Source organism: Vibrio sp. T13N, assembly GCF_032970445.1.
GTDB lineage: Bacteria > Pseudomonadota > Gammaproteobacteria > Enterobacterales > Vibrionaceae > Vibrio > Vibrio diabolicus.
This window is the reverse complement of record NZ_JAWJYE010000004.1, coordinates 213,015-232,779: the sequence shown is the minus strand read 5'-3', so window position 1 is coordinate 232,779 and position 19,765 is coordinate 213,015. Positions and strand designations below refer to the sequence as shown.

General features: G+C 43.7%; 15 protein-coding genes. 8 read left to right on the top strand and 7 right to left on the bottom strand.

What is annotated here, in order from left to right; genetic code table 11:
• Positions 1-74: 74 nt before the first annotated feature.
• Positions 75-1,901: a maltodextrin glucosidase gene (malZ, locus tag R2S67_RS08625; protein WP_317343317.1), complete on the top strand. Its 1,827-nt coding sequence runs from the start codon at positions 75-77 to the stop codon at positions 1,899-1,901.
• A gap of 176 nt (positions 1,902-2,077) precedes the next feature.
• Complete coding sequence (locus tag R2S67_RS08620; protein ID WP_317343315.1) at positions 2,078-3,553, top strand: GGDEF domain-containing protein; 1,476 nt, start codon at positions 2,078-2,080, stop codon at positions 3,551-3,553.
• A gap of 35 nt (positions 3,554-3,588) precedes the next feature.
• On the opposite strand, the gene dusC is transcribed toward R2S67_RS08620, so the two are convergent.
• A complete protein-coding gene (gene dusC / locus R2S67_RS08615) occupies positions 3,589-4,548 on the bottom strand; it encodes a tRNA dihydrouridine(16) synthase DusC (RefSeq protein WP_006742820.1) in 960 nt (319 codons plus the stop codon).
• Positions 4,549-4,718: 170 nt separating this feature from the next.
• Here dusC and R2S67_RS08610 point away from each other — a divergent pair, with 170 nt between their 5' ends.
• Positions 4,719-5,336, top strand: coding sequence for a YecA family protein (locus R2S67_RS08610; protein WP_048625767.1), 618 nt, complete (start codon positions 4,719-4,721; stop codon positions 5,334-5,336).
• 91 nt (positions 5,337-5,427) lie between these two features.
• Here the strand turns inward: R2S67_RS08610 and dsbB are convergent, their stop codons facing one another.
• On the bottom strand, positions 5,428-5,964 hold the full coding sequence (gene dsbB / locus R2S67_RS08605; RefSeq protein ID WP_005396949.1) for a disulfide bond formation protein DsbB: 537 nt from the start codon (positions 5,962-5,964) through the stop codon (positions 5,428-5,430).
• An 83-nt stretch (positions 5,965-6,047) separates the two neighbouring features.
• The gene (gene nhaB / locus R2S67_RS08600) at positions 6,048-7,634 is read right to left on the bottom strand and encodes a Na(+)/H(+) antiporter NhaB (RefSeq protein WP_005396952.1); all 1,587 of its coding nucleotides are present in this window, start codon (positions 7,632-7,634) and stop codon (positions 6,048-6,050) included.
• Positions 7,635-8,273: 639 nt separating this feature from the next.
• Here nhaB and fadR point away from each other — a divergent pair.
• Positions 8,274-9,113 carry a fatty acid metabolism transcriptional regulator FadR gene (gene fadR / locus R2S67_RS08595; protein WP_005396954.1) on the top strand — a complete coding sequence of 280 codons (840 nt, stop codon included), beginning with the start codon at positions 8,274-8,276 and terminating at the stop codon, positions 9,111-9,113.
• Positions 9,114-9,232: 119 nt separating this feature from the next.
• On the opposite strand, the gene R2S67_RS08590 is transcribed toward fadR, so the two are convergent.
• On the bottom strand, positions 9,233-10,042 hold the full coding sequence (locus tag R2S67_RS08590) for a hypothetical protein (RefSeq protein WP_046874414.1): 810 nt from the start codon (positions 10,040-10,042) through the stop codon (positions 9,233-9,235).
• Between the two features lie 206 nt (positions 10,043-10,248).
• Complete coding sequence (gene metG, locus R2S67_RS08585; RefSeq protein ID WP_046874415.1) at positions 10,249-12,324, bottom strand: methionine--tRNA ligase; 2,076 nt, start codon at positions 12,322-12,324, stop codon at positions 10,249-10,251.
• A gap of 162 nt (positions 12,325-12,486) precedes the next feature.
• On the opposite strand from metG, the gene apbC reads away from it, so the two are divergent.
• The 3 genes from apbC to R2S67_RS08570 all read left to right on the top strand — a co-directional run bounded on the left by apbC (position 12,487) and on the right by R2S67_RS08570 (position 16,661).
• Positions 12,487-13,563 (top strand): iron-sulfur cluster carrier protein ApbC, encoded by a 1,077-nt coding sequence (gene apbC, locus R2S67_RS08580; protein ID WP_317343313.1) that lies wholly within the window; start codon positions 12,487-12,489, stop codon positions 13,561-13,563.
• Positions 13,564-13,743: 180 nt separating this feature from the next.
• A complete protein-coding gene (gene udk / locus R2S67_RS08575; RefSeq protein WP_005396962.1) occupies positions 13,744-14,385 on the top strand; it encodes a uridine kinase in 642 nt (213 codons plus the stop codon).
• A 188-nt stretch (positions 14,386-14,573) separates the two neighbouring features.
• Positions 14,574-16,661, top strand: a complete 2,088-nt coding sequence (locus tag R2S67_RS08570) for an AsmA family protein (protein WP_317343312.1) — start codon at positions 14,574-14,576, stop codon at positions 16,659-16,661.
• Positions 16,662-16,723: 62 nt separating this feature from the next.
• Here the strand turns inward: R2S67_RS08570 and cobO are convergent, their stop codons facing one another.
• Complete coding sequence (gene cobO / locus R2S67_RS08565; RefSeq protein WP_005396966.1) at positions 16,724-17,329, bottom strand: cob(I)yrinic acid a,c-diamide adenosyltransferase; 606 nt, start codon at positions 17,327-17,329, stop codon at positions 16,724-16,726.
• 117 nt (positions 17,330-17,446) lie between these two features.
• Between cobO and R2S67_RS08560 the strand changes: the two genes are divergently transcribed.
• Positions 17,447-17,896, top strand: coding sequence for a low molecular weight protein-tyrosine-phosphatase (locus R2S67_RS08560; RefSeq protein ID WP_046874419.1), 450 nt, complete (start codon positions 17,447-17,449; stop codon positions 17,894-17,896).
• Positions 17,897-17,956: 60 nt separating this feature from the next.
• Here the strand turns inward: R2S67_RS08560 and R2S67_RS08555 are convergent, their stop codons facing one another.
• Positions 17,957-19,516, bottom strand: a complete 1,560-nt coding sequence (locus R2S67_RS08555) for a SulP family inorganic anion transporter (protein ID WP_005396973.1) — start codon at positions 19,514-19,516, stop codon at positions 17,957-17,959.
• Between the last annotated feature and the right edge of the window lie 249 nt (positions 19,517-19,765).

The window sequence follows — 19,765 nt, the reverse complement described above, 5'->3', positions numbered from 1 at the left end:
ACTCGCAAGGAGGATTTCTTGTCTCTCATTCTCCAATAACATAGTGGCATATCCGATGACGAGGAGTGCCCATAATGAACCTGCCATTTATTTTTCATAGTCAAACTATTGATGGTTTAGCTTTTAATCAAGAGCAAGTCACAGTCAGACTGAAAACCGAGACATTGGATTTTGATTCCGTTTATGTGCGTATTGAGCCGGACAATGAAGAATATCTGGTCGACATGGCTCAAATTGGAACAGCTGGGGAATTGTTACTATGGGAAGCCTCGTTCCGACCAAACCGAGATCGAGATGTCACACATTATGTGTTTAAGCTCCTCAAAGACGGACAACAATACTGGCTCGATGCGCGAGGTGTGCAAAAACGTATTCCACCCAAAGAGTTCCACTTTAAGTTGAATGTAAATCATCAACCACCAAGCTGGGTCCAAGAGCAAGTGTTCTATCAAATCTTTCCTGACCGTTTTTCTGCTAGTAAAAGTGAGTCTGATATTCGCCACGCTTATGCTCAGTATGATTCTGCATCGGTCGTCAAGGCTTGGGGAGACGCGGTAGGCTCTCACAAAAATACAGGAGCAAGAGAGTTTTTTGGCGGCGATCTCAAAGGTGTAGAGCAGAGGTTGGATTACCTTGAGCAGCTCGGCGTAACAGCGCTTTACTTCAATCCGATTTTTTCTTCACCAAGTAACCACAAATACGACACTACGGATTACTTCTCTGTTGATCCTATGTTCGGCACTAATGCTCAGTTTGCGGAACTGTGTGAGAAGATTCGTGATAAGAATATGAAGATTGTCTTAGACGCGGTGTTTAACCACACGTCAGTGCATCATCCTTGGTTTGATATCCAACAAAAAGGAGAAGGGGCGTATGGCAATCCGCAGTCAAAGTTCCGCGATTACTACTTTTTCGAAGGCGAAACCGATCACTATATTGGTTGGAAGGGCATTGGTAACTTACCGGTTCTGAACTTCGAAAATGAACAAGTGCGTGACTATATCTATCAAAGCGAAGCATCTGTCATTAAGCACTGGCTTAAGCCTCCATACTCAGTCGATGGTTGGCGATTTGATGTTATTCATATGCTTGGCGAAGGAGAGGGAGCGAAAAACAATGCTCATTATGTTGAAGCGTTTCGCCATGCGACGAAGTCAGTCAATCCGAATGCCTATGTGCTAGGTGAGCACTTTTTTGAAGCAACACAGTGGCTGCAAGGTGATCAAGAGGATGGGGCGATGAACTACTACGGTTTTGCTCATCCAGTTCGAGCTTTTATCGCGCGACAAGACATTATGTACGATCCAATCAACATTGATGGTTTGGAATTTAAAGCATGGTTGGACGAAGCCAGAGCAAAAATCCCATTTTCTAATCAGCTATCGCAGCTAAATCAACTCGATAGTCACGATACTGCTCGGTTTATCACTCTGGTTGATGGTGATAAGCGTAAAATGAACATCGCGCTAGCAATGCTTATGACTTACGTTGGCACGCCTTGTATTTACTACGGGAGTGAAGTCGGTCTAGAAGGAGGTCTAGACCCGGATAATCGTCGCTGTTTCCCTTGGAATGAAATCGAAAACTCAGCATGGCTGTCGATTTACAAGCAATGGATTTCGATACGTAAACAGTACAAGTCTTTACAGTCTGGTAGTATTCAATGGCTGCATTGCGATACCAACGTGCTGGCTTATGCGCGCGTACTTGGAAGTGAAGCGATCGTTGTTGTGATGAATCTAAGTAGCGATGAGTGTTCAATTGACTTGCCTCTGTGGCAACTTGGTTTGGAGGCTACCCATCTTTCGTCACTTCTGGATGGACGCGAACTTATTGATTATAAGGGTCATCTTTCTGTCAATATACCTGCACAGAGCTTCAAATTGTGGCAACTGAAGTGACACTACATTCTATATTGATTAAACTTCTTTAATATATAAACAGTCTCCTACAATGCGTACACATTTGTTGGTTATCTGATTATCTGGCGATGCGCACTACGCATTGCCAGTTGATAAGATAGCGTAATCCCATTGTTTGATAAGAGACGATCTACCTTTCACATACATGGTACTCAATGGTTAACCAAAGGCGATTTAGTCTCTCATTTGTCATCTTTTTTCCCCTCGCATTATTTGTAGTGGTTTTGCTTGTTACGACAAAAAACTACTACGATGCGGTCAATCGCTATATTGATTCTGAGTATGCACGTATTGATCGTGCCATGTCCCGTGGTATTAAAGTCCTCACCGCCTTAGATTATAGTTTTACTAACTATACGAATTACGCTAACCCATTGTCTGAAGAGCACAATTCTTTAGTCAAAAAGGGGCTTTGTTATATTTGGCCGATAGACGTCTTGTTGCTAGAGAGTGTCTACAGTGAGGGGTTACCTGCGGTTGATCTTGATTACATGATTGTGGGCGATGAAAGCTTATGTCAGCAAGGTTCAACGATTAACCAATTAGCTGAACAAAAGGCGGGTTTTGCACCGTCATTGTCTTTTCTGCACGATATTGAATCCCATATCGTTGGTATTCATTACATCGATAAGCGTGGTTACGTCATTTCGTCTCCTGACACGTACGCGAAAAACTTCACTAGAGAGCTTTGGTCAACGCTAAAAGCGCGCCCATTTTGGCAAAAAACCGCACAAGATAAAGTGAACATCACATTGGCCGGACCTGGGCCGATGTTGGATTCGATGGAAGGTCAAATCATTAGTATGACGGTGCCTGTTTACGAAAAAGGGAGGCATCAAGGTGTGCTGTCCATTGATTTTGATGTCAATGCGTTGATGGCTTCGTCGCTAGGTCTTGTTGGTAAGTTTCATTTGGTTTCCAATTTACAATCCATTCCTTCAAACAGTACACGAATCAAACCAGTCGAGTTAGAGCGATTGAGTGCGAATCACAGCATGTATTACGAGTACAACCTTTGGGATGAAGCTAAGAACCTAGCGGTGTTCGAAAAATACAGCCTTATTGTTGCGATCTCTATTTACGTTTTGAGCACAGTCGTATTGTTCTATGTGAATATGCATAGTGAGCGACGTTATTTTAAAGATCTCGCCGCCAGAGATCCGATGACGAGCTTGTTGAACCGTCGAGGAATGCAAACCGTGTGGCGCAATAAGATGACGAAAAAACAGGTTGCATTAGCAGTGTTCGATATTGATAACTTCAAGAAGATCAATGATACCTATGGTCATGATGTCGGCGATTCTGCGATTCAGCTAGTTGCAAAATGTATACGTGAAAATATTCGCCACACAGATGTCGCCTCAAGATTTGGTGGCGAAGAGTTTGTGTTGGCGATTTACGACGAAGACTCGGAAGGCATTAAGCTAATTTTAGAGCGGGTAAAAAAAGCCATAGACGAACGCTCGACACGCGTGACTAAAGAAGGCTTTACGATCTCTGGCGGTGTGGTGTTCAGTAAAGAGAACCGAGTGGAAAGCTTTGATGAGTTATTTAAAGTGGCGGATGAAAAGTTATATCAAGCCAAGAGTACAGGCAAAAATAAGATTTGCTACGAAGATCTAAGCGCTTAAAGGGCGAGCAGTTCGCCCTTTGCAATGCTCAGATTTTATGCAACCTGAGAATTTAACTCATCACGATAACGTTGAATATGCTCAACAATCGGCGCGGCTTTGTTAAACGTTCGGATTTCTCTGAATAGATCTTTTGCTTCAGGATAGGCCTGACGTAAGTAAGAGAACCATTGTTTTACACGGTTTGGATAGTACAAGCCTTTGTCGCCTTTCATCTCAAACTTGGAGTAGTAGATCAGTAGCTCAACCACCTCGGGCCATGACATTGGCTGGTGGTTGTGTTTTACCATGTTGCCCAAGTTAGGGATATTGAAAGCGCCGCGGCACACCATCAAAGAGTCAACGCCAGTCGTTTCAATGCAACGTTGACCATCTTCATAATTCCAAATTTCGCCATTCGCAATAAGCGGAATATCAAAACGTTCGCGAATTTGGTTGATGTAATCCCATTTTATCTCAGACGCTTTGTAACCACCCTGCTTAGTCCGAGCGTGAACGGTGAGTTCATTTGCACCAGCAGATTGAATGGCATCAACAATTTCAAAGCAATCTTCAGGGTTTTCCCAGCCAAGACGAATTTTTGCGGTCACAGGAATAGCCTCTGGAACAGCTTCTCGACAAGCTTTAACCACACGGTGAATTAGCTCAGGATGCTGAAGTAGAGCAGCACCACCCTTACTTTTATTGACCATTTTGGCTGGGCAACCAAAATTTATGTCGATGCCTCTGGCGCCTAGGCTCGCCGCTTTAATTGCGTTCTCAGCCATCCAGTTTGGTTCTTGTCCTAACAATTGCACATGTACTGGCACACCTGATGCGGTTTGAGAACCTTGCAACAGCTCCGGGCATAAACGGTGAAATACATGATCGGGCAATAACTGGTCGATGACTCGAACAAATTCCGTAACACATAGGTCATAGTCGTTTATCTCGGTCAGGATTTGGCGCATCAAATGGTCTAAAACGCCTTCCATTGGGCCTAGTACAACTCGCATAGTTTGCCTAATACAGTTTGGTGATAAAAAGGAGGGCGATTGTAGCGATGTCAGCTAAGTTTGTCATTAAAAGACTCAAAGCACTCAATACAGTCAAACTCGCAACTCCCGGTTACGTGCTTTTATGCTCTGAGGTATAATGCCGCCAAATTTATGGGAAACCAGATGTCATGCAATACACATTGATTGAGAAAGGCGAAATTCACATCGATGAATCTTGCCTATTTATCGAAGGCGCAGTGCTCGCTGCTAATCTGACGACAAAACCACTCGCTCCTGAAAAGTGGTTAGAGCCGCTATTAGGTGAAGGATTCAAAGCGATTCAACCGGCAGTAGAAGAGCAAATTCACAAGCAGCACAACCGAATTCAACGAAACGAATATTCCGTGCTAGAGCTAACAGGCAAAGAACCTGAACAACTTGCTGATTTTGCCGAAGGCTTTATGTCTGTTTGGCCAATGATTGAAGAACAATGGCAAGACGTTGAGCTCAATGATGGATTGCAGCGTATGCTACAAGCATTACTGACCACTTTGATGCTGGCTATCGATGAGTCGGCGACGCAGCAACAGATGCGCGACGCCGGTATTGAAACGCCTCCAGCTCTTGCAGACTTGATCGACCAGCTTGATTTGATGGTCGGTGAAGTGGCGTTAGGTGCGGATGAGTTGATGGTAGGCAATAAGGCTCAAAGCCTAAACCCATTCAAAGGTATCGGGCGCAATGATCCTTGTCCTTGTGAGAGCGGCAAAAAGTTCAAGCAGTGTTGTGGTCAATCACGTGGTTGAGTTAACGTGGTTAAGTTAAATAGCCGCGATGTTTACTCAGTAAAAAGCCGACCATCTGGTCGGCTTTTTTCGTTATCATTTCTCGGAAGGATTAACGAATCGGATTAGTGCGTCTTGCTGGGAAGAATTGTGCGATCACAATTAATGCTAAAGCAATTAAATTGCCAGCGAAAATAACTACTAACCATTGTGGCATTGATAAATCGAGGAATTGCCAAACAATCTTCGAGCAATCGCCGTATGCTTCGAACATCCAAGGAACCCACTGATTAAGCGGAGCCCAACTAGGGAATGTTACGAATAAATCACAAGTCGCGAATGGTGATGGGTTAAACTGATAATCAACGTGCTGCTGAGCAAGCAACAGTCCTTTGTAAGAGCTTAATCCCCAGCCAATCAAACCTAGCCAACGGAAAACTGGGTTATTTGGTGCCATAAGACCAACGATTGCAGCGACACCCACTCCCATCATCGCGACTCGTTCGTAGATACACATGACACATGGTGCAAGCATCATGACGTGCTGAAAATAGAGGGCACATGCTTCAAAGAAAACGACGAATAGCAGAAGCAGCAGCCACGATAAGCGTCCCTTCGAAAACTGGTTAAGTGAATTTAAAATAGTCACGTTTTTGTTCCTGTCTGAAATAGAAAAAGCTCTGAATACTCAGAGCTTTTTAACGTGGATAAGTTTCCTAATCAACTCAAATTTTAGTGACCGCCAGAGACTACGGGAGTCAGATCACCACTATGAGGTAAAATCCAGCCTGCATCGTAGAAAGAAGCCGTTGCAGGCTCTAGGAAGAACATAATGCCCATTAGCCCGACAATCGCAAGAACGATGGTGTAAGGCAGCGCCATGATAACCATTCGACCGTAAGACAGACGAATTAATGGAGCGAGAGCCGAGGTGAGTAGGAATAGGAATGCTGCTTGACCGTTTGGCGTAGCAACAGATGGTAGGTTAGTACCAGTGTTGATAGCAACTGCCAGTAAGTCGAACTGCTCGCGAGTAATGAGACCCTCAATGAGTGCTGTTTTTACTTCATTGATGTAAACCGTACCGACGAATACGTTATCCGACACCATTGATAGTAAGCCATTCGCGACATAGAACAGAGCTAACTGAGTGCCTTTATCTTCAACGGCAAGCACCGCGTCGATAACTGGTTTAAACAACTCTTGGTCGATGATTACCGCAACGATCGAGAAAAATACCGCAAGTAGTGCAGTGAAAGGCAGAGCCTCTTCAAACGCTTTACCCATGGAATGCTCTTCAATGACGCCAGTGAAAGCCGTCGCTAAGATGATCACTGAAAGACCAATTAAGCCTACCGCCGCCAAGTGCAAGGCTAATGCCACGATCAACCAAACGGCAATAAGCCCTTGAACCCATAGCTTTGCAACGTCTTGATTGGTACGCGTTTTGCGCTCTTCATTGTCAAAGTCAACGAGGATTTGACGAACGTTGTTAGGAAGTTTTGCACCGTAGCCAAACACTTTAAGCTTTTCGACTAGAGCACAAGTGATGAGACCGCAGAAAAATACGGGTAGCGTCACTGGAGACATACGGATTAGGAATTCACCAAATAACCAACCCGCTTGGTCTGCAATAATTAAGTTCTGAGGTTCACCCACCATAGTGGTTACGCCACCTAACGCAGTACCTACACCAGCGTGCATCAACAATGAGCGTAAAAAGGCGCGGTAATTTTCTAAGTCATCACGCGTTAGCTCAGTGATCGTGTCATCTTGTGTGTGGTCATGGTCACCAATCGGGTTACCTGACGCCACTTTGTGGTAGATAGAGTAGAAACCGATCGCCACACTGATAACAACGGCGATAACCGTCAAAGCATCCAAAAATGCAGATAAAAATGCAGCGGCAAAGCAAAACGCAAGTGATAGAAGGGTTTTGGAGCGAATACCAAGTAAAATTTTGGTAAAAATGAACAGCAATAAATGCTTCATGAAGTAGATGCCCGCAACCATAAATACCAGCAGCAGTAATACTTCAATATTTGCCACCAACTCGTGCTTAACTTGCGCAGGGCTAGTCATGCCGATAGCGATGGCTTCAATAGCAAGTAAACCACCAGGTTGTAATGGGTAGCATTTTAATGCCATTGCAAGCGTGAAAATAAATTCAGCAACCAGCAACCACCCAGCAACAAATGGGTTTATTAGGAAGAATACAATCGGGTTAATTATTAAGAAGGCTATAATGGCAACTTTGTACCAATCAGGCGCTTTACCAAGAAAGTTCTTGATAAAAGCGTTTCCGAGCGATATCGGCATGATAATTCTCTTTATAACAAAATTATGAATAGACACTACAATAGTGCTTAAGTATCTGTTTGTTAGACTTATTAACTAGTCTTTTAAAACAATAACTTAGTAAAACAACAATCCTTTGTTTATTGCAGTCTTGCCAAGTTACTTCCCCTGAACTCAAGCACCGCTCACTTTCGACCGCAAACTCTACACTCAGGCATTTATTAGTCAATAACAAAACGTGATGCTACCGACTAAAATGACTTTTTAAATGTAATAACGCGATCAAAACGGCGTTACTATATCATGAAAGGCTCAAAAAAATCCTCTTGGATTTTAAATGACGGTCAGTGACGAGAAAAGGCAAATTAAGAAAGAATATTAACTGTGATATACAAAGTAATTTTTCATATTTTGAATATAAAATTGTGACGCAGTAGTCTTTATTTCTCCGCAATTTGTGAGCTGTTTAATTAAACGAAAATTCAGATTTTACCGCTTTCACTCGCACGTCAGACCGTCCTAGATTGACATAACATATAGAGTATTAACTCTATATTGTAGAATCGTTTCAATTATTGATCGTAAATTTTCTCAAACCGTTAAGTAGTGGTATGATGAGTAGTATCGACCCTCAGAAATCAATATTGGATAAAAAGTAGAATGGTCATAAAGGCGAAAAGCCCTGCGGGATTCGCAGAAAAATATATTATCGAGAGCATTTGGAACGGCCGTTTTCCTCCTGGCTCTATTTTACCTGCTGAACGCGAGCTGTCTGAGCTAATTGGTGTTACTCGAACGACTTTACGAGAGGTTCTTCAACGACTAGCCCGTGATGGTTGGTTAACAATCCAACACGGTAAACCAACGAAGGTAAACCAATTTATGGAGACCTCTGGTCTGCATATTTTGGATACGTTGATGACGTTGGACGTAGATAACGCAACAAACATTGTAGAAGATTTGCTTGCAGCACGTACCAACATCAGCCCTATCTTTATGCGTTATGCATTTAAAGCAAATAAAGAGAACTCTGAGCGCACGATCAAGAATGTAATTGAATCTTGTGAAGCTTTAATGAATGCTGCTTCTTGGGACGATTTCATCGCTTCTTCACCTTATGCTGAGAAAGTCTTACAGAACGTGAAAGAAGACAACGAGAAAGATGAAGCGAAGCGTCAAGAAATCTTGATTGCTAAAACGTTCAACTTTTACGACTACATGTTGTTCCAACGCCTAGCATTCCATTCAGGGAATCAGATTTACGGTTTGATTTTTAATGGCTTGAAGAAGCTCTATGATCGCGTTGGTAGCTATTATTTCTCAAACCCAGCTTCTCGTGAGCTAGCGCTGAAGTTTTACCATCAGTTGCTAGAAACTTGTGAAAGTGGTCAGCGTGAACAACTGCCAGTTGTGATTCGTCACTATGGTATGGAAAGCGCGCTAATCTGGAATGAGATGAAAAAGCAATTACCAACGAACTTCACAGAAGATGACAGCTAAGCGCTAAGAAGTTAGATGAATGAAAAACCGCAGAACCTAAGGTCTGCGGTTTTTTTGTTTTTACCAATAGATACCAGTTACGTTCCTGTTGTGACAATTGGCACGGTACTGTATAGAGCTTATCTTGCTACAGAGAGTTTGGGCAACGGTAGATACAATGCTTCAACGATGTCTGAAAGGACGTGGTCGTAAGTATTGAAGATGGTCAACGATAAGTCTGATGTGACTCCATAAAGTTCTGCTTCTGTTAAATCGACATGACTGCCTGTCACATAGTTATTTAACGTCTGTATTGAGCGTGTGGAAGCTGGAGAAACGATACTAAGCGGAGCGATAACCGCTAATTGATTTAGCTTACGTGTCATAACCGATGCGTAATTTTTGAAACGCTCATTTCCGCCTTGCTCTCCCAAGTCTTGAATGCTAATTCTCAATTGAGTCAGGGTTTCTAAGCTATCCATAATGTTTTGCCAGTTCATGTGGTACTCATTATGTAGATCATCTCGTTGTTCTACCGCTAACCAAGCAATCGTGACTTCATCCATCAAGAACAAGCAATGACGAATTAACTTACCATGCTCCATCTGGTTCCTTGCAACACTGTGATCGTTCCATTGTTCAAGCAGTTTTCCTACTTTGATCTGCAGCACGCGATACATGGGTTTATTTTCAAAGCGTGAGGTTTCGACCAAAAGATGCAGTTTGTTGGTGAGATCGTTATGAAGGACTTCTAATTCTTGTTCGTTATTTTGTTGAAATTGAAGTGAGTAGTGTGTCGCAGCTCGATGGCGTCTCAGCAGATGAACAACATCTCGCAATAATGTTAATAGCTGATATTTACGCGCGTGTTGCTGCTCTCGTTTAGAAGATAAGTGATATATTCCGGCTAAAATAGCGATAGATAATAATGTGGAAATCAAAACAAACATAACCAACTCCTTGTTAGTGTTTGGACCTAGCAAGGAAGGTTTGCAGTTTTGATGCCAAACAAAAATTAAATTAAAACAACTGGTTATGTTAAATGTTCTTTTGGGGCGGTCGTTATTGGTGCATGGGTTCACCAAAGTTGTGAATATGATCAAAAAATCCCTGCCAAATTGGCAGGGATTTTATAGTGTTATATTTGGAATGCGACTTACATTACGCGCATGCCAGGTTGAGCGCCTTCGTGTGGCTCAAGAATCCATAAGTCGCTGCCACCAGGGCCCGCTGCTAGGATCATGCCTTCTGACATACCAAACTTCATCTTACGAGGTTTTAGGTTTGCTACCATTACCGTTAGTTTGCCTTCTAGCTCTTCAGGTTTGTACGCTGACTTGATGCCAGAGAACACTTGACGAGTTTCACCACCGATGTCCAGTTGGAACTTAAGCAGTTTGTTTGCTTTTGGCACTTCTTCACAAGAGATGATACGAGCGATACGCATATCTACTGCTGCAAAAGCGTCGAACTCAATCTCTTCAGCGATTGGCTCTTTGTCTAGCTCAGTTTGGCTAGCCTTGTTCTTTTCCGCTTCTGCTTTCTCTTTCGCCGCCATTTCTGCCGCCGCATCTTCTTTAGATGCTTCGATCATCGCTTCAACATTCTTCGGATCGATACGGTTGAACAGTGCTTTGAACTTAGTGATCTCGTGGCCTGTTAGTGGCGCAGCGATGTTTTCCCAAGTCAGCTCTTGGTTTAGGAATGCTTCAGTACGTGCAGCAAGTGCAGGCATCACTGGTTTCAGGTAAGTCATCAGTACACGGAACAGGTTGATACCGACAGAACAGATGTCTTGTAGCTCCTGATCTTTGCCTTCTTCTTTTGCTACAACCCACGGTGCTTTTTCATCAACGTATTGGTTAGCTTTGTCTGCCAGTGCAGTGATTTCACGGATTGCACGACCAAATTCACGTGTTTCGTAAAGCTCAGCGATACGGTCAGCCGCAGCAACAAATTCGTTGTAAAGCTCAGGCTCTGCAAAGTTGTCAGACAGTTTGCCTTCAAAACGTTTTGCGATGAAGCCTGCGTTACGCGATGCTAGGTTAACGATCTTGTTAACAACGTCAGCGTTTACACGCTGAGTGAAGTCCTCAAGGTTAAGATCTAGATCGTCGATACGGCTGTTTAGCTTCGCCGCGTAGTAGTAACGTAGACACTCAGGGTCTAGGTGCTCTAGGTAAGTGCTTGCTTTTACGAAAGTACCTTTAGACTTCGACATTTTCGCACCGTTTACCGTTACGTAGCCGTGTACGAATACGTTGTTTGGTTTACGGAAGCCAGAACCTTCTAGCATTGCTGGCCAGAATAGGCTGTGGAAGTAAACGATGTCTTTACCGATGAAGTGGTACAGTTCTGCTGAGCTGTCTTTCTTCCAGTACTCGTCGAAATCTAGGTCGTCGCGCTTGTCACATAGGTTTTTGAAAGAGCCCATGTAGCCGATAGGTGCGTCTAGCCATACGTAGAAGAATTTGTTCTTCTCTCCTGGGATTTCGAAGCCAAAGTATGGCGCATCACGTGAGATATCCCATTGCTGCAAACCAGATTCGAACCATTCTTGCATTTTGTTCGCTGTTTCAGCTTGTAGCGAGCCAGAGCGAGTCCACTCTTTTAGCATGCTTTCAAACTGAGGCAGGTCGAAGAAGAAGTGCTCAGAATCTTTCATTACTGGCGTCGCACCAGAAACCGCAGATTTAGGATTGATCAGTTCTGTTGGGCTGTAAGTCTCGCCACAGTTGTCACAGTTGTCACCGTACTGGTCTTCTGACTTACATTTTGGACAGGTACCTTTTACGAAACGGTCCGGTAGGAACATCTCTTTTTCTGGGTCGAACAACTGAGAAATTGTGCGGCTAGAGATAAAGCCGTTTTTCTTCAGCTCAAGATAAATGTGTGACGCTAGCTCACGGTTCTCATCTGAGTGTGTGCTGTGGTAGTTATCAAAGCTGATATCAAAGCCAGCAAAGTCTTTCTGGTGCTCTTCGCTAACTGCGGCAATCATTTCTTCAGGAGTAATACCCATCTGTTGCGCTTTAAGCATGATTGGCGTGCCGTGAGCATCGTCAGCACAGATGAAGTTTACAGTGTTGCCGCGTAGGCGTTGGTAACGAACCCAAATGTCCGCTTGGATATGCTCAAGCATATGACCAAGGTGGATCGAACCGTTAGCGTACGGAAGGGCACAAGTTACCAGCATTTTCCTTGACGGAAAGTTTCTTGGATCGTTTGCCATACTTAATATTCGCTTTTCTTGATAGGTATAAATAAATTTTGATGGATAATACTACCCCATGAACTCACTAACTCCAAGGTGTCAAACTGCGGAATGCCTTAGTTTTTTTGGGGTTCTGGTTGAGGCAGGACGGTGTTAGCATGACATCTAAAAGGAGGACTTATGCATCAGTTCACTTCAAAACAAGATTTTTGTCACTGGTTTAACCAATTCCAGCATCCACAGTTGGTGGAAAATTGGGCAGATATTCATGGCGCAATTTCGATTACGGCACAAGGTTCTGTTGAGATAACGTTGCCATTCGCAAGTAATGAGCTTCAAACCATATTGCATGACTGGATTAAACAGCAACAAACCGCAGATAAAGTGGCTGAATTCCCATTCAATATTCGCTTGGGAGTTAAAGCACTAGAAACTCAAGTGGCCAATCCGGTTAAAGGTGTTAAGAACATCATTGCCGTTAGCTCTGCGAAAGGTGGGGTCGGTAAATCAACGACTGCGGTTAACTTAGCGTTGGCGATTGCTCAATCTGGGGCGAAAGTGGGATTGTTGGATGCGGATATCTATGGACCTTCCGTCCCTATGATGTTAGGGCAAGAAGATGCAAAACCAGAAGTTCGTGATGGTAAGTGGATGGAGCCCATTTTCGCTCACGGCATCTATACTCACTCTATCGGCTATTTAGTGGACAAATCAGAAGCGGCAATATGGCGCGGTCCAATGGCTTCAAAAGCGTTGTCGCAGTTATTAACGGAGACAGACTGGCCCGTTTTAGATTATTTGGTGATTGATATGCCGCCAGGTACGGGTGATATACAGTTGACGTTGTCACAACAGATTCCGGTGACAGGTAGTGTGTTAGTCACGACACCGCAAGACTTGGCGCTTGCCGATGCAAGAAAGGGAGCGGCAATGTTTAACAAAGTCCATGTCCCAGTTATTGGTGTTGTGGAAAACATGAGTTATCACATTTGTAGCCAATGTGGCGCGAAAGAGCATATTTTTGGCATGGGTGGTGCAGAAAAAATGTCGCAAGAGTTTGGCTTAGCACTGCTAGGACAAATTCCGCTTCATATCTCTATGCGAGAAGATATTGATGCTGGCGTGCCAACAGTAGCAAGGCGCCCAGAAAGTGAGCATGCAGGGTATTACAAGCAGCTTGCCGATCGTGTGTGTAGCACGATGTTTTGGCAAGGCAAAGCAAAACCAGATGCGATTAGCTTTACAATGGTGAACTAAGTTTACTATGCCTGTTGGTTGATAATTGCACATTTTAACGTTTGCTCGGAGGTTAATCCTCTGAGCAGGCAGAAACTTATGACTAAACCCTAATTCCAGCTAGTAACTATGGGGTGAACTCCCTATAATCAGGCAGTTTATCTTTTTATGTGACTAGAAATCATCATCGGGTGCAAACTAATGTCTGATAATAATCAATGCGTCATCGTAGGTATTGCTGGCGCTTCTGCTTCTGGAAAAAGTCTGATCGCGAGCACTATTTATAATGAGCTTCGCGCGAAAGTAGGCGATCATCAAATCGGTGTCATCACGGAAGATTGCTACTACAACGACCAAAGCCACCTAAGCATGGAAGAGCGAGTAAAGACGAACTACGATCACCCGAGTGCGTTGGACCACGACCTACTGTGTGAGCACCTTGAAAAATTGGTACGTGGTGAAGCAGTAGAAGTACCTGAGTACAGCTACACTGAGCACACAAGAACAAGTAACACGACCACAATGACGCCTAAAAAGGTGATCATTCTAGAAGGCATCCTTCTTCTTACTGACCCTCGTCTTCGTGATTTGATGCACGCGACAGTATTTATGGATACACCGTTAGATATTTGCTTGCTTCGTCGTGTTAAGCGTGACGTGGAAGAACGAGGCCGAACTATGGAATCTGTTCTCAAGCAGTACCAACAAACAGTACGTCCGATGTTCATGCAGTTTATCGAACCTTCTAAGCAATATGCGGACATTATTGTTCCTCGCGGTGGTAAAAACCGTATCGCAATCGATGTATTAAAAGCTCACATTGCAAGACTTTTGAAAGCTTAAGCCTTTAGACGGCTATATCGCTTTATTTTTAAGAGAAGAAGTGGCACCTTAAGTGCCACTTCTTTTTTTGTTTTTAAATTAGTCAGTTGCAGGTTAAAACCAGACATTTTTCACGCTTTTGTGGAACTGTCAGCGGTAAATGGAGTCTGCGCTTATAATTGTAAAAACACTCGAGCAAGGAAAAACAAATGAAGAAACTGCTCTTAATTCTAGCAATACCGATTGTGGTCATTTTGGTCGCAATTTTAGCGTTAACCATCTTCGTCAATCCTAACCAGTTTAAGCCCCTTATTGTTGAGCAAGCGCAAAAGCAAACGGGATTAGAATTGGTGATTGAAGGTGATATCAGTTGGCAATTTTTCCCATCGATCGGCTTTGAGTTGGGACATACAGAATTGCGAAACCCACAAGGCTTTAGTAAACCCAATTTATTCAAAGTTGATACCGTTGGTGTAGATATCTCTGTCATGCCACTTTTTAGTCAACAGCTTGAAATTGGAAACGTCACGCTTGATGGGGCTGAGTTCTACATTGAAACCAAGAAAGATGGCAGCAAGAATATTGATGCATTGACGAAAGCCCAAACACAACAAGCAGAGCAAGCGAGCGATACTGCGCCTACGCAAAATGGTGAAACGCAGCCTTCTGGCTCTGATTGGAGCATTAATCTTGCTGGTGTTACGGTTTCTAATGGCTCATTAGAAATGCAGGATAAGCAAGCCGGTAGTTACACCAAACTTTATGATATCTCATTAAACCTTTCCGAATTCGCTTTTGACAACTGGACAACGGCTGATTTTGGCGTGAAGGGCGAAATGAATGACCAAAAGTTCACAGCGAAAGGTCAGGCCGACTTTAAGCTAGAAAAAGGTTTGGCAAACTACGCGCTAAAGAACATCAACTTTGATGCGACATACTCTGACCCTGCCAATAAGATTGAATCGGCAACGATCGGTTTAGATACGTTTGAATTCGATAAAGTAAATAACCTGACTTATGCCATGAAAGGCGACGCTGGTGGTATGAAGTTAGATATGCAGGGTGCTGGTCAACTTAGCGTGGACAAGGCTATCAGCAAAGTGCAGTTGGATAAGCTAACTCTTAAATCGACTTTTGAGGGGGATGCTTTACCTCAGTCACCGATGAAAGTCGACATGGTGTCTGATCTGTCTTTCGACCTAACGAAAAACCACCTGAGTTTTGTCCTAGAGAAGTTAACAGCGAATGCTATCGCCTTAGATGGTAAGGCAGATGTGACACTTGGCGATATTCCTAAAGTACGATTTGCTCTCCACAGCCCAAATATCGATCTTGATGAATTCTTAGGATTAGATCAGCAAGATTCCGAAGGTAATAAGCCTGCTTCTGGTGGCGAGAGTGCTCCAGCTGGGTCTGAGGTTGAGCCTGATTTGTCTGCGTTGAAAACGTTAGATGTAAAGGGTGACATTACCATCGACAAATTCAAAGCGGCAAATGCGAAGATGGAAGCGGTAAAAACGAGCTTCACTGTAAATCGTGGCGTATTTGAGCTTACTTCATTTAGTTCGAAGCTGTACCAAGGCTCAATCTCAGCGACAGCGAAGTTAGATGCACGCAAGTCACCAGTGACTTACAGTGTGAAGAAGTCAATCAAAGGCGTGAAAGTTCAACCGTTACTTATTGATGTCGCTGATAACGACAAGCTTGAAGGGACGGGTAACATTGATGTGAATGTTACCGGTAAGAGTCTAACGCCTACCGGTATCAAGAAGAATCTTTCTGGTACGGTTGTTATCAATTTTGCTGACGGTGCGGTAAATGGCATCAACGTTGCTCAATTGATTCGTGAAAACTACGCGAAATTTAAAGGGCAAAAAGTCGAAGGCACCAATGAAGTTAAGAAAACAGATTTTAGTGCGATGACGGCGACATTGAAGCTCAATAAAGGTGTCGTATCAACGGATAATATGCAAGCTCAGTCTCCATTGCTCCGTGTTCGTGGTAAAGGCACCGCAAACTACATCAATGAAACTGTTAACTTTACTATCAGCACATCAGTCGTAGGTAGCCTAGAAGGCCAAGGCGGCAAAGATATAGATGAGCTGAAAGATATCACGATTCCAATCAATGTGTCTGGTAAGTGGGCGGATCCTAAATTCAAGCTCGTATTTGATGATGTTCTGAAGCAGAAAGCTCAGAAAGAAATCGATCGTGGCGTAGAGAAGCTAACGGACAAGATCAAAGACGAAAAAACCAAAGAAGCAGTCGATGGTTTGATAAAGAATCTATTCAATTAGATTCGAGCCAAAGCAAAAAGGGTTGGCATTAGCCAACCCTTTTTTAATTCTGCTGGTGAGCTTTACCAGTCGACACCTTTCAGCGCTTTGACGCCTGACTCAAATGCATGCTTTACATTCTTCACTTCAGAAACGGTATCAGCCATTTCAATCAGAGTGCGATGAGCGCCACGACCAGTAATGACAACCGACTGCATTTTAGGGCGGTTGTTCAGCGCTTCAACGACCTCGTCTAAATCAATGTAGCCGTAGCTCACCATGTACGTCAGCTCGTCAAAAAGAACCACATCGATAGATTCATCTTTGAGCATGCGCTTACATTCTTGCCATACGCCTTGCGCTGCTTCGGTATCAGCGGCTTTGTTTTGAGTTTCCCATGTAAAGCCGGTCGCCATTACTTGGAATTCAACGCCGAGTTTCTCAAGTAGGTTGCGCTCACCATTATCCCAAGTACCTTTAATAAACTGCGCGACAGCACAATTCAAACCATGACCTACTGCGCGTGCTATCGTACCGAACCCTGATGTCGATTTACCTTTACCATTTCCGGTAATGATCAGTAGCAGACCTTTTTCCTCTTGAGCAGCAGCAATTTTTGCGTCTACCTGTTCTTTGACTTTTTGTTGGCGAGCCTTATGGCGTGCTTCTTTATTTTCTTCGATAGACATAATACTTCCTCAATTCCTTTTCGTGCTGTGCCCAAGCTAATTTGGGTTCATTGATTTATCTCGCTATGATAGACCAACATATCGTGAAGAAAAACCACCGATAATTCAGGGAATAAAATGAAGAAAATACTTGTTGTTTGTATGGGAAACATTTGTCGGTCACCAACCGGAGAAGCAGTGTTAAGAGCGAAAGCTCAAGAGTTGGGTATTGCCGTGGAGGTTGATTCGGCAGGTACGATTGGCTACCACGCAGGAAACCCACCGGATTCAAGGGCAATGGCCGCAGGAAAGCAGCGAGGTTACTCTTTTAAAGGAATGCGTGCGCGTCAAGTTACCATTGATGACTTTGAAAAGTTTGACCTGATATTAGCCGCAGATAAAGCAAATTTAGCCGATTTATTGGATATTTGTCCGTTGAAGTATCGACACAAAGTATCGTTATTTTTAAGTCATTCTGGGTCAGATTACGATGAAGTCCCAGACCCATATTACGGTGGAAAAGATGGCTTTGAACTGGTGCTTGATTTAATCGAAGAGGCATCAGAGGAGATTTTGAAGAAGCTATAATCGCCGGGCTTAAAGACAATAGGAAAAGGGATGAGCTGAGCCCATCCCTTTTTATTTGTATTAACCCGCTAAAATGTCGGTTGCCACTTTGTAGCTTGGGTCTTCCTTCACATTGATTTCAACCAAGCTGCCCGCTTTATCTAAAAGCTTGCGGCAATCTGGACTTAGGTGGCGAAGGTGTAGTGTTTTACCTTGAGAGTTGTAACGCTCTGCTAGTGTTTCAATCGCTTCAATTGCGGAGTGATCCGTCACGCGAGAGTCTGCAAAATCGACAATCACATCTTTTGGATCTTCAGGCGCGTTAAACAACTCCAAGAAGTTAGCGGCAGAGCCAAAGAAAATAGGACCGTGAATCTTGTACTCTTTTGAACCTTCCTCGTTTAAGCACGTGTCGGCATAGATATGCTTAGCGTGTTGCCATGCAAACATTAATGCAGAAACGATAACACCAACTGCTACGGCAACAGCAAGGTCAGTAAGAACAGTAACAACGGTCACAAGAACAATAACGAAGAAGTCTTGCTTCGGTACGCGGCGCGCTAGCTTAAATGTTGCCCATTCGAATGTACCAATTACAACCATGAACATCACACCAACCAGAGCAGCGAGTGGGATCATTTCAATTAGCGAAGAAGCGAATAAGATAAACATCAATAGAGCGATAGCAGCAACGATACCAGATAGACGACCGCGACCACCTGAGTTTACGTTGATCATCGACTGACCAATCATTGCACAACCACCCATAGCCCCAAACACAGAACAAGTCATGTTTGCCATACCTTGACCGATACATTCGCGGTTAGATTGACCACGAGTGTTCGTCATCTCATCTAAAACTGTCAGCGTTAGCAGAGATTCAATTAGACCAATGGCCGCTAGAATGATCGCGTATGGCAGAATGATTTGTAGAGTTTCTAGCGTAAATGGCACCGCCGGAATAGAGAAGGTCGGCAGTGAACCTGCGAGTGTTGCCGCTTCATCACCAGACATTGTACGCAAGAAGTCAACAACAGTGCGAGTTTCCAGATCCAAACCAACCACTAAAGCAGTCACCGTTACGATTGCAACAAGTGAAGAGGGTACAGCCGTTGTGATTTTTGGTAGAAAGTGAATGATTGCCATAGTTAGCGCAACCAAACCAAGCATTAGCAGCATTTGGTCTTGTGGTAGCCAAGTAAGCATGCCGTTGATATCTGGCGCTTTAAACTGACCCAACTGAGCTAGGAAGATAACAATAGCCAGACCGTTCACAAAACCAATCATCACAGGGTGAGGCACGATACGGATGAACTTACCCAATTTAAACATACCAGCGGCAATTTGAAGTATACCAGCGAGCATGATGGCTGCGAATAGGTACTGGACACCGTGAGTCGCGACAAGCGAAACCATTACGACTGCCATGGCACCGGTTGCACCAGAGATCATGCCGGGACGACCACCGAAAATGGAAGTAATAAGACCAACGATGAATGCAGCGTAAAGACCGACCATCGGATCTACGCCTGCGACGAACGCAAATGCGACAGCTTCAGGAACCAATGCTAGCGCAACGGTTAAGCCTGATAGCACATCATTTTTTACGGAGTGCTTAGAAAATTGGGGAAATTCGAACATGTTTGTTTTTAAGTTCTCTTTGCAATGAGTTAAACCCGACACATATTCGTATTTGCACAAGCCACTGAGTGGTTGATTTCTAATCAAACATTGCAGTGTAAACCGTAGTATTAAAAGAGCAGCATCAGAATGGTGTCGAAAACTTGAGTCGGCGCATGCTACCGAAAAGTGTGATTAAGTTCAAGAATGATACGAATAATGGCGTACAAATGTGATCACGAATTGGTATTTATATGAACAATTTATTGG

Bases quoted from the DNA above. Each gene is read 5' to 3' on its own strand.
- malZ (WP_317343317.1), top strand. From the start codon at position 75: ATGAACCTGCCATTTATTTTTCATAGTCAAACTATTGATGGTTTAGCT.
- R2S67_RS08620 (WP_317343315.1), top strand. From the start codon at position 2,078: ATGGTTAACCAAAGGCGATTTAGTCTCTCATTTGTCATCTTTTTTCCC.
- dusC (WP_006742820.1), bottom strand. From the start codon at position 4,548: ATGCGAGTTGTACTAGGCCCAATGGAAGGCGTTTTAGACCATTTGATG.
- R2S67_RS08610 (WP_048625767.1), top strand. From the start codon at position 4,719: ATGCAATACACATTGATTGAGAAAGGCGAAATTCACATCGATGAATCT.
- nhaB (WP_005396952.1), bottom strand. From the start codon at position 7,634: ATGCCGATATCGCTCGGAAACGCTTTTATCAAGAACTTTCTTGGTAAA.
- fadR (WP_005396954.1), top strand. From the start codon at position 8,274: ATGGTCATAAAGGCGAAAAGCCCTGCGGGATTCGCAGAAAAATATATT.
- R2S67_RS08590 (WP_046874414.1), bottom strand. From the start codon at position 10,042: ATGTTTGTTTTGATTTCCACATTATTATCTATCGCTATTTTAGCCGGA.
- metG (WP_046874415.1), bottom strand. From the start codon at position 12,324: ATGGCAAACGATCCAAGAAACTTTCCGTCAAGGAAAATGCTGGTAACT.
- apbC (WP_317343313.1), top strand. From the start codon at position 12,487: ATGCATCAGTTCACTTCAAAACAAGATTTTTGTCACTGGTTTAACCAA.
- udk (WP_005396962.1), top strand. From the start codon at position 13,744: ATGTCTGATAATAATCAATGCGTCATCGTAGGTATTGCTGGCGCTTCT.
- R2S67_RS08570 (WP_317343312.1), top strand. From the start codon at position 14,574: ATGAAGAAACTGCTCTTAATTCTAGCAATACCGATTGTGGTCATTTTG.
- cobO (WP_005396966.1), bottom strand. From the start codon at position 17,329: ATGTCTATCGAAGAAAATAAAGAAGCACGCCATAAGGCTCGCCAACAA.
- R2S67_RS08560 (WP_046874419.1), top strand. From the start codon at position 17,447: ATGAAGAAAATACTTGTTGTTTGTATGGGAAACATTTGTCGGTCACCA.
- R2S67_RS08555 (WP_005396973.1), bottom strand. From the start codon at position 19,516: ATGTTCGAATTTCCCCAATTTTCTAAGCACTCCGTAAAAAATGATGTG.